Origin of the sequence: Caulobacter sp. 602-1, from assembly GCF_003931565.1 — a bacterium.
GTDB lineage: Bacteria > Pseudomonadota > Alphaproteobacteria > Caulobacterales > Caulobacteraceae > Caulobacter.
The window spans coordinates 34,088-43,685 of record NZ_RRYI01000013.1; the positions used below are offsets into that span (position 1 = coordinate 34,088).

A 9,598-nucleotide genomic window follows, 5' to 3' on the forward strand; every position below is an offset into this window, starting at 1 on the left:
TGCCCGGCTCGTCGCGACTTTGTGGAACGCGACTCGTCGGGCCGGTTCTGAATAGGCGCCCTCCCCCCGCCACGCAAGGCCTTCGGAAAGATAACGTCGGTCCGCTTTTAACCCAATTGTCCCGATGGCTAGCAAGAACGTGCGCCCGCTCGCGCGTAGGCGAAATGCCACCCCGCGCAAGTGTCACAAATTTGTATAAATCCGCCTCGAAGCGTCGCCGACGGCCTTGAGGCCAAGGTCGAACCTCCATAGATGCCGCCCCTCACCGACGGACTGGGCGGCCCCTCCCCCCAACAACGACCGTCCAGCCAGCCGGTGAGCCACTCTTGTGTAAGGGGATACCCCACTATGAATACGAAGCTTTTCGCCACCGCCGCCCTGATCGCCGCCGCCGTCTCGGCCCCGGCCTTCGCCCAAAGCACCAACGGGAACATCGGTTCGGTCGGCGCCGCCGTGAACTACACGGACCTGAACACCCGCTTCGGCGGCAATGACGGCACCTCGGCCGTGCTCGACGGCTCGGTCGCCATCCCGCTCTCGGGCGCCTGGACCGTGACCGCCAACGGCGACGTCTCGATCTCGGACAACGACCTGTCGGACGAAACCGTCGCGTCGGGCGCCGTGCACCTGACCACCAAGCTGGGCGACACCGTGCGCGTCGGCGGCTTCACCGCCCTGTCGCGTCCGTCGAACGACACCCTGTGGGCCGTCGGCGCCGAGGCCCAGAAGTACCTGAACAACGTCACGCTGACGGGCCTGGTCGCCTATGGCCAGTCGAATGACCTGGACGCCGATCTGTACGCCGTCCGCGGCGAAGCCCGCTACTTCGTGTCGGACAACTTCCGCCTGAACGCGGGCGCCGGCTGGTCGCGCATCGACACCAACGTCAACGCCGACCTGTGGGACGTGAACGCCGGCGGCGAATACAAGTTCGCCAACACCGGCTGGTCGACCTTCGCCAAGTACACCCACGCGGAATCGAAGGACCTGGCCAAGCTGAACTCGGACGCCGTGAAGGTCGGCTTCCGCTACACGTTCGGCGGCAGCCTGAAGGACCGCGATCGCGCCGGCGCCGACCTGGCCACGGCCAGCGACCTGTTCGGCTTCGGCGTCCGCTAAGGACGACCCGGGCCCAAGGTCCGGACATGAAGAAGGCCCCGGGAGCGATCCCGGGGCCTTCGCTCATTATATATATGTAGCGGCGCTCGCGATCAGCGGCCGCCGATGATCACGTCGCCCGAACCGGCCACGTGCTTCTTGACCGCGCCGTTGACCTTGGCGATGCGCACGTCGCCCGAGCCGGCGACCGAGACGTCGACATCGTCGGCCTCGCCATTGAAGGCCACGTCGCCCGAGCCCATCACATTGACCTCGACCATGCGGCTGCGGCCGCCCAGGACGGTGATGTTGCCCGAGCCGGCGATATTGCCTTCCAGCTTGCCGGCGATGCTGGCCACCTTGATGTCACCCGAGCCCGCGATATTGGCTTCCATGTCGCCAGAGATCGCCTGGGTCGTCACGTCGCCCGAGCCGGCGATGCTGATCTCGACCGACGCGGCGGAACCGGCCTTGGTGTCGCCCGAACCAGCCTGGCTGACATGCAGTTCGCCTCTGGTGTTGGCCACGGTCCAGTCGCCGCAGCCAGCATTGGCCAGGTTGACGCTGTCCGAGCGACCGATGTCGCCGAACACGGCGCCGCCGGCCTGGACCTTGACGTTCATCGGGACGCGCACGGCCACCTGGGGGAAGTTGTCGTAGGACACCTGACCCACGCCGCGGACCTTCACCCAGGTCTTGCCGTCGCGGCTGTTGCAGCTGTTGATCCGGTTCATTCGCAGGTCGCCGTCGACGATCACCTCGTCGCCGTTCTGGCGCACGCTTAGCGGCAGGTCGGCATTGGTGGTGATGAACTCGACCTTCACATCCGAGCGGTTCTCGGGGATGATCACCACGCGCGCGACGGCGTCCTTGATCTTCACGGACGGGGCGGCCTGGGCGGCGCCGGCGGCGGTAACGGCGGCGGCCAGAACGGCCAGGGTGGTCAGAGCGCGCATCGATGTTCTCCCCTCGATTGCGTGTAATTCGATGAGGGGAAGCTAGCGGGGGCCTGACAAGGTTTCGACTTAATTCGAGGTCATGACCGCGATGTCATATAACACGGGTCGACTAGTCGACCATCAGCGCGGCCAGAGTCAGCCCCAATCCCAGCCCTAGACCCACGCCAGCCCCCAGCCTGGGATGGCGCCGCGCCATGGCGGCCATGAAGCCGGTCCCGCCCCGGATCTGACCGACCAGGCCAGGCTCGCACGCCACGATGCGGTCGAACCGCCGCGCCAGCCGAGAGACGCCGAAGCCGCGCATCGACAGCCCCCGTGAGGAGGCTCGCCGCTCGATCAGCCCTTCGAACACCGCCTCGGCCGGGTCTGCGAAGTCGCGCTTGTAGACGTCGGCGTCGACGCCGAAGTCAACGCGTGCGATTCCGCGCGCGGCGGCGGCCTCCAGGGTGTCCAGCGTCATCAGGCTGCCTGGCGAGTACTTGGCGAAGGCCGGGTCATAGATCGGGAACCACAGGTGATGCCGCGCGCCCGAACTCAGGCCCAACTCCGCCGCGACGAGCGTATCGCCAGCCTTCAAGGTCGCGAGCCGCAGGCCAAAGTCCGGGGCGCAGATCTCGGCCAGCCGATGCAGCAGCGCGACCGTCCACCCGCAGGCGAAGACATCGTACTGGTGCGTGCGGGACAGCTGGGCGCGCTTGCGGCCGATGACGAGGTCGATCTCGGCCTTTGTCGGTCGCTCGAAAGCGAACGACAGCGGTCCATGATCGCGCTCCAGGGCGCGGCGGCGGCGGCGCTTGTCCTTCAGGAACCGCGTGTCGCGACTGGCGAGGTAGGCGTTGAAGCCTTGCGAGAGATCCGCGGCCATCGCCCGACGAGCTCTCAACCCCGGCCGGTCCGCCTCCCCCGCGCCGATCAGGCCGCTGACCCGCGCCCGGCGTACGCCCTCCAGGCGCGGCAGCAGCCCGCCGACGGAGAGATTCGGCCCGGCGATCAGACCGTGGAAGTCGCTGAGCGGCGCCGCCAGGGGCTGCAGCAGGCCGCCCCGCTGCTGGAACGGCAGGAAGCCGCGAACCACTCCGCCCTCGCGAATGACGGCGACCCGGGCGTTCGGCGCGACCTGGCTGGCGGCCTCCACGAAGCGCAGGTCGAAATAGGGACTGGCTAGGGCGGGGTCTTCCTCGCGGAAGCGGCTCCAGAGCGCGCGCTCGGCCGCTCCCAGCTCTGAAACCGCCACGGTCTCGACATCCACGCCCACGCGCCCTCTCCCTTGGGTTGGGCGCATTAGACATAGCGGCTCCTAACAACCGCTTTAGTTGCGCGCCGCCGCGCCTTGCCAAGCGGTCTGGTGAGGACGCAGACGCACGGGCGCGGATTTGTAGGCCGGCGTGCCCGAACGCTGGTCGTGGTCATCCAGCGACACCACCACATTCGTCTCCGGATAGTAGGCGGCCAGGCATCCCGGCGGGATGTCGCGCGCCACCACGGTGAAGGCTCGGACGATCCGCTCGCCCGTCTCGTCGAACGCCGCGCCCAGGTCGACGAGATCGCCTTGCGAGAGACCCAGTCGCGCCATGTCGTCGGGGTTGGCGAAGATCACGTCGCGCCGGCCGAACACGCCGCGATAGCGGTCGTTCATGCCGTAGATGGTGGTGTTGTACTGGTCGTGACTGCGCAGGGTGGTCAGGATCATGACGTCGGGATCGCCCCGGCGCGGATCGCCGCCCCTGGGGTCGAACGGCAGGAAATTGGCCTTGCCGCTGGCGGTCCTCCACACCCGGTTCGACGGTCCGACCTCAAGGCGGAAGCCGCCGGGAACGCGAACCCTGTCATTATAGTCGTCGAAGGCCGGGAAAACCCGGGCGATCAGGTCGCGGATGGCGTCGTAGTCGTCGGCCAGGCCCAGCCAGTCGACATGCGGATCGTCGCCAAAGGTGGCGTGGGCGATCCCCGACACGATGGCCGGTTCGGACATCAGGTGCTCGGACGCCGGCGGGTTGAGCCCGCGCGAGGCGTGGACCATCGACATCGAGTCCTCGACCGTCACCGACTGGCGCACGCCGCCGCGGACGTCCATCTCGGTGCGGCCCAGGCACGGCAGCAGGATCGCTGCCTTGCCGACCAGCAGGTGTGTGCGGTTCGGCTTGGTGGCGACATGGACGGCCATGTCCAGCTTGCGCATGGCCGCGAAGGTTCGCACCGGGTCGGGCGCGGCCACCGCGAAATTGCCGCCCAGGCCCAGAAACATCTTGGACCGGCCGGCTTCCATCGCCTCGATCGTCTCGACCACCGTATGGCCGTGCGCGCGCGGCGGCTCGAAGCCGAAGACGGTCTGGATCGCGTCCGACAGCGCCTTGGACGGTTTTTCCCAGATGCCGACCGTGCGGTTGCCCTGCACGTTGGAGTGGCCGCGCAACGGGCAGATCCCCGCCCCTTCCCGCCCGATATTGCCCTTCAGCAGCAGCAGGTTGACCAGCTGCTGCACCGTGCCGGAACTGTCGCGATGCTGGGTCAGGCCCATGCCGTAGCAGAGGATGGTGGCCTTGGCCTGGGCGTAGACCGCCGCCGCCTCTTCGATCCGTTCGCGGGACATGCCGCTGCCGGCCTCGATCTCGGCCCAGTCCATGGCCTCGAGCTGGGCGGCCAGGATCTCGAAGCCGGCGGTGTGTTCCGCGATGAAGGCGCGGTCCAGGACCCCGCCATCGCGGGCCTCCATGGCCAGCACCGCCTTCATCATGCCCTGCACGAAGGCCGCGTCGCCGCCGATCTTCAGCTGGAAATAGGCCGAGGCGATCGGGGTCGAGCTCAGGGTCGCCATCTCGACCGGATCCTGCGGCGAGGCGAATTTCTCCAGCGCCCGCTCGCGTAGCGGATTGAAGGCCAGGATCGTCGCGCCGCGCCGGCTGGCCTCGCGCAGGGTGGCCATCATCCGCGGGTGATTGGTGCCGGGATTGTGCCCGAAGCACAGGATCAGGTCGGCGTGGTCGAAGTCCTCCAGGGTCACCGACCCCTTGCCCAGGCCGATCGAGTCCGGCAAGCCGACGCTGGTCGGCTCGTGGCACATGTTCGAGCAGTCCGGGAAATTGTTGGTCCCGAACCGCCGGCCCAGCAGCTGATAGAGAAAGGCCGCCTCGTTGCTGGCCCGGCCCGAGGCGTAAAACTCCGCCTCGTCCGGATGAGCCAGAGCCTTCAGGGCCGCGCCGGCGCGGGCGAAGGCCTCGTCCCATGAGATCGGTTTATAATGGTCGTCGGCCGGGTCATAGGCCATCGGCTCGGTCAGTCGGCCCAGATCCTCGATCGCGTGGTCGGTCCAGGTCAGCAGCTCGCTGACCGTGTGCCGCGCGAAGACCTCGGGCGTGGCGCGCTTGGTCGTCGCCTCCCAGGCCACGGCCTTGGCCCCGTTCTCGCAGAACTCGAACGAACTGGTGTGCTTGGGGTCGGGCCAGGCGCAGCCGGGGCAGTCGAAGCCCTCCGGCTGGTTGGCCCGCATCAGGGTCTTGCCGCCCTCGACCACCGTCTCCTGGTCGACAAGCGCGCCGGCCACGGCCTTCAGCGCATCCCAACCGCCGGCCGGATGGGTGTAGGGGCGAACGCCCTGAACCTTGCCAGGCGCGGCCGTATCATCCGCCATCAGACCGACTCCAACTCAGACTCGACAAGACGCTCGCCGCCGGCGAACACCGCGTGGCCGTCGGCCCGGGCCAGGGCGACCAGAGTCAGGTTGGCCTCCTGAGCCTTGCTCACCGCCAGCTCGGTCGGGGCCGACACCGCGACCAGGATCGAACAGCCCATCCGCGCGGTCTTCTCGACCATCTCGAACGAGGCCCGGCTGGTGACGACGACGAAGCCGTCAGCCGCTGAGATCTTTTCGCGCGCCATCAGGCCGGCCAGCTTGTCGAGGGCGTTGTGCCGGCCGACGTCCTCGCGCACCGCGACCAGGCCGCCCACTCTATTGAAGAAGGCCGCCGCGTGGGTGGCGCGGGTCAGGCGACCCAGGGCCTGCTCGGCCTCCAGCGCCGCCAGGGCGCGAGGGATGGCGGCGTGTTCAATCCGCGCGCCCGTGTCCACCACCGGCAGGGGCCGCACCGCGTCCGCCAGGCGCTGCACGCCGCAGAGCCCGCAGCTGGAGCGGCCTTCCAGGTTGCGTGGCCGGGCCTTCCGGGCCAGGGCGCCGGGCGCCAGGCGGATATCGACCAGTATGCCCAGCGCCTCGTCCTTGCGGACGATGTCCAGCACGTCGGCGGCGCTGGCGATCCCCTCGGTGATCACGAAGCCCAGGGCTAGATCCTCGACATCCCGCGGCGTGGCCATCAGCACCGTATGTGGACGGCCATCGAACGAGAGGCCCACGGCGGTCTCGCGCGGCAGGGGCCGCTCGAGGGCCTGGACGGGGGTCCCCGCGCGCCATTGCAGGACGGGGCGTGGAGTGGCGGACGAACGCGACATGGCCGGAGTCTAGGCCTCGCATCGCGCGAAAGGAACCATTCGATCGAATGGCTCCGTCACGCCACCGCACGAATGTTCAAATTCGTCATCGTTCGGCGGATGACCGCGCGCCGATCCTGACGCAATCTCTCCCCATGGCAGGCTCCACGTTCGACACCCGACGCGCTCAGATGTTTCCCCGGCTTGAGCCGGCCGAGATCGATCGGCTGCGCCGCTTCGGCCAGGTTGTCCACGCCGAGCCCGGCGCGGCCCTGGCCACGGCCGGCGTCGCTTCGCCCGGCCTGTTCGTGATCCTGGCCGGCCGGGTGGCGATCAGCCGCCGCGACGCCCACGACGAGAGCCAGCCGATCGTCGAGCACGCCGCCGGCCAGTTCGTCGGCGAGATCGCCCAGCTGTCGGGCCGCCCGTCGCTGGTCGACGTCAAGGCCCTCACCCAGGTCGAGGCGCTGTTGATCGCCCCGGAGCGCCTACGCGCCGTACTGGTCGCCGAGGCCGAGCTGGGCGAACAGATCATGCGCGCCCTGATCCTGCGCCGCGTCAGCCTGATCGAGACCGGCGCCGGCGGCCCGATCATCATCGGCCGCGAAGCCGACGCCGAGGTCATCCGCCTGTCGGGCTTCCTGGCGCGCAACGGCCATCCCTACCAGCACCTCGACCCCGACCAGATGGACTGCGCCAAGGTGCTGATCGAGCGCTTCCAGGTCGACGACAGCGAACTGCCGATCGTGCTGTGTCCGAACGGCGAGATTCTGCGAAAGCCCACCAATCACCAGCTGGGCCGCTGTATCGGCCTGGTCGGACCGATCGACGCCAACCGCCTCTATGACGTCGCCATCGTCGGGGCCGGCCCCGCGGGTCTCGCCACCGCCGTCTACGCCGCATCCGAGGGGCTCTCGGTGCTGGTGCTGGACACCCGCGCCTTCGGCGGCCAGGCCGGAGCCTCGGCGCGGATCGAGAACTATCTGGGCTTCCCCACCGGGATCACCGGCATGGCCCTGATGGGCCGCGCCTACGGCCAGGCCCAGAAGTTCGGCGCCGAGCTGGCCATTCCCGACGAGGTCGCCTCCCTCGTCTGCGAGGACGACGGCCAGCATCGCTACCGCCTGGCCCTCGCCAGCGGCGAGACCGCGCAAGCCAAGACCGTCGTCATCGCCAGCGGCGCCCGTTACCGCCGGCTGGAGGTCGAGAACCTGGATCGCTTCGAAGGCGCCTGCGTCCACTACTGGGCCTCGCCGCTGGAGGCCAAGCTGTGCGCCGGCCAGGAGGTCGCCCTGGTCGGGGCCGGCAACTCCGCGGGCCAGGCGGCGGTCTATCTGGCCAGCCAGGTCAAGAAGGTCTGGATGATCGTGCGCGGCGAGAGCCTGGCGGCGACCATGTCCCGCTACCTGATCGACCGCATCGAGAGCACGCCCAATATCGAGGTCATCGTCAAAAGCGCGATCGTCGACCTCGAAAGCGAGGACGGCAAGCCGAACCAGCTGTCGGCCGTGCGCTGGCGCGGTCCGGACGGCGTCGAGACCGTCCAGGCGATCAGCCACCTCTTCCTGTTCATCGGCGCCGCGCCCAACACCGCCTGGCTGACCCATTGCCATGTGGAGCTGGACAATCACGGCTTCGTCCGCACCGGCGCCGACCTCGCGCCCGGCCATCCGTTGCTGCAGACCAGCCGCAAGGGCGTGTTCGCGATCGGCGACGTGCGGGCCGGCTCGGTCAAGCGGGTCGGCGCCGCGATCGGCGAAGGCGCCCAGGCCGTCGCCGCCATCCACGCCTATCTCGCCGAAGCCTGAGAGGATTCCCCCCATGACCTGCACGCACGGCGACTCCATCCATCATGTCACGCCCGGCTCCAAGGGCTGCGAGGAATGCCTGAAGACCGGCGGCTGGTGGGTGCATCTGCGCCTGTGCCGGACCTGCGGCCATGTCGGCTGCTGCGACGACAGCCCCAGCAGGCACGCCACCGCCCATTTCCGCGCGACCAGACACCCGATCATCGAGGGCTACGACCCGCCGGAGGGCTGGGGCTGGTGCTTCATGGACGAGGAATTCGTCGAACTGCCGGACCAGACCCCGCAGGTCGGACCGATCCCGAGGTTCGTGGAGGGTTAGCGCTCGAGCGCGCCCTTGCCGGCGATGATCTTGTCGCGGAACTTCTCGATCCGCGCCGCGCGCGTCGCCGGCTGCTTGGCTTGGTTCAGCGCGAACAGATAGCTCTTCTGGCGGCCTGGCGTCAGCGCGTGGAAGGCCTCGGCCAGCGCCGGATCGGCGTCCAGCGCCTCGGTCAGCTCGTCCGGCACGTCGATCTCGCGCTCGGTCTTTGGCGGCTTGGTTCCGGCTACGGCGTGGTCCATCAGCTGGCGCAGATAGGCCCGGATCACCGGCTCCAGCTCGGCGACCTGTTCGCTGGCCGTGAAGCGGATCATGCCCGGCGTCTGGCTGTTGGGCCCCTGCGGTTCCAGCACGCCCTCGCTGTCGGTCAACAGCCCCGGGTTCAGAAAGCTGAGCCGGAAATCGCCTCGGAACGCACCGAAGATCGCGATGTTGCGCCCGGCGTGCATGTAGCAAGGGTGCGCCCACTTCACCGTTTCCTCCAGCCCGACATCCAGACAGATCCGGCGCAGCGCATTCAGCCCCTCAACCCAAGGCCGGATCGAGCAGTCCGGCGTCGCGAAGCGCTCGCACCGGCCGCAGCCCAGGGTGAAGAAGTCGTCGGGATCGGTGATCATCGCCATGGCCTTCTCCTTCCACCTTTTGCCCGTTTCCAGAACTCAATTGAGTCCGCTAGTCGCGCACATGAGACAACGTACGCCCGCACCCAAGTCAGACATTAGCCCAAGCAAAAGGCCCCGGAGATCGCTCCCCGGGGCCTTCGCTTAGATCAGTTCAGCTGACGCTGAGATCGGTCGATTACTCGACGATCCTGGCCCACCAGAAGCGCTTGCGCTTCTGGTCACCAAACACTGTCGTGAAAATCGTTATTCAACGATCTTGGCGACGACGCCGGCGCCGACCGTGCGGCCGCCTTCGCGGATGGCGAAGCGCAGGCCTTGGTCCATGGCGATCGGGGTGATCAGCTCGACGTCCAGCTCGGCGTTGTCGCC

8 protein-coding genes and 1 pseudogene are annotated in these 9,598 nt (G+C 68.3%); 3 read left to right on the forward strand and 6 right to left on the reverse strand.

Features of this window, described 5'->3' with window-relative positions; genetic code table 11:
• The first annotated feature begins 348 nt into the window (after positions 1-348).
• The gene (locus EIK80_RS24785; protein ID WP_125159671.1) at positions 349-1,119 is read left to right on the forward strand and encodes a hypothetical protein; all 771 of its coding nucleotides are present in this window, start codon (positions 349-351) and stop codon (positions 1,117-1,119) included.
• Positions 1,120-1,211: 92 nt separating this feature from the next.
• Here the strand turns inward: EIK80_RS24785 and EIK80_RS24790 are convergent, their stop codons facing one another.
• From EIK80_RS24790 to fdhD, 4 genes are all read right to left on the reverse strand, one after another.
• On the reverse strand, positions 1,212-2,054 hold the full coding sequence (locus EIK80_RS24790) for a GIN domain-containing protein (RefSeq protein WP_125159672.1): 843 nt from the start codon (positions 2,052-2,054) through the stop codon (positions 1,212-1,214).
• Between the two features lie 112 nt (positions 2,055-2,166).
• On the reverse strand, positions 2,167-3,312 hold the full coding sequence (locus EIK80_RS24795) for a GNAT family N-acetyltransferase (protein WP_233586931.1): 1,146 nt from the start codon (positions 3,310-3,312) through the stop codon (positions 2,167-2,169).
• A 54-nt stretch (positions 3,313-3,366) separates the two neighbouring features.
• On the reverse strand, positions 3,367-5,685 hold the full coding sequence (locus EIK80_RS24800) for an FdhF/YdeP family oxidoreductase (protein ID WP_125159674.1): 2,319 nt from the start codon (positions 5,683-5,685) through the stop codon (positions 3,367-3,369).
• On the reverse strand, positions 5,685-6,500 hold the full coding sequence (gene fdhD, locus EIK80_RS24805; protein ID WP_125159675.1) for a formate dehydrogenase accessory sulfurtransferase FdhD: 816 nt from the start codon (positions 6,498-6,500) through the stop codon (positions 5,685-5,687). The genes EIK80_RS24800 and fdhD overlap by 1 nt, the downstream gene beginning before the upstream one ends.
• A 170-nt stretch (positions 6,501-6,670) precedes the next feature.
• Here fdhD and EIK80_RS24810 point away from each other — a divergent pair, with 170 nt between their 5' ends.
• On the forward strand, positions 6,671-8,287 hold the full coding sequence (locus EIK80_RS24810; protein ID WP_233586932.1) for an FAD-dependent oxidoreductase: 1,617 nt from the start codon (positions 6,671-6,673) through the stop codon (positions 8,285-8,287).
• A 13-nt stretch (positions 8,288-8,300) separates the two neighbouring features.
• Positions 8,301-8,606, forward strand: coding sequence for a UBP-type zinc finger domain-containing protein (locus tag EIK80_RS24815; RefSeq protein ID WP_125159677.1), 306 nt, complete (start codon positions 8,301-8,303; stop codon positions 8,604-8,606).
• Here EIK80_RS24815 and EIK80_RS24820 read toward each other — a convergent pair.
• Both EIK80_RS24820 and tuf read right to left on the reverse strand, forming a co-directional pair.
• Positions 8,603-9,229, reverse strand: coding sequence for a YdeI family protein (locus EIK80_RS24820; protein ID WP_125159678.1), 627 nt, complete (start codon positions 9,227-9,229; stop codon positions 8,603-8,605). The genes EIK80_RS24815 and EIK80_RS24820 overlap by 4 nt on opposite strands.
• A gap of 243 nt (positions 9,230-9,472) precedes the next feature.
• Positions 9,473-9,598 (reverse strand): annotated as a pseudogene (gene tuf / locus EIK80_RS24825) (elongation factor Tu); the annotation flags it as partial.

Bases quoted from the DNA above. Each gene is read 5' to 3' on its own strand.
- EIK80_RS24800 (WP_125159674.1), bottom strand. From the start codon at position 5,685: ATGGCGGATGATACGGCCGCGCCTGGCAAGGTTCAGGGCGTTCGCCCC.
- EIK80_RS24820 (WP_125159678.1), bottom strand. From the start codon at position 9,229: ATGGCGATGATCACCGATCCCGACGACTTCTTCACCCTGGGCTGCGGC.
- fdhD (WP_125159675.1), bottom strand. From the start codon at position 6,500: ATGTCGCGTTCGTCCGCCACTCCACGCCCCGTCCTGCAATGGCGCGCG.
- EIK80_RS24810 (WP_233586932.1), top strand. From the start codon at position 6,671: ATGTTTCCCCGGCTTGAGCCGGCCGAGATCGATCGGCTGCGCCGCTTC.
- EIK80_RS24785 (WP_125159671.1), top strand. From the start codon at position 349: ATGAATACGAAGCTTTTCGCCACCGCCGCCCTGATCGCCGCCGCCGTC.
- EIK80_RS24790 (WP_125159672.1), bottom strand. From the start codon at position 2,054: ATGCGCGCTCTGACCACCCTGGCCGTTCTGGCCGCCGCCGTTACCGCC.
- EIK80_RS24815 (WP_125159677.1), top strand. From the start codon at position 8,301: ATGACCTGCACGCACGGCGACTCCATCCATCATGTCACGCCCGGCTCC.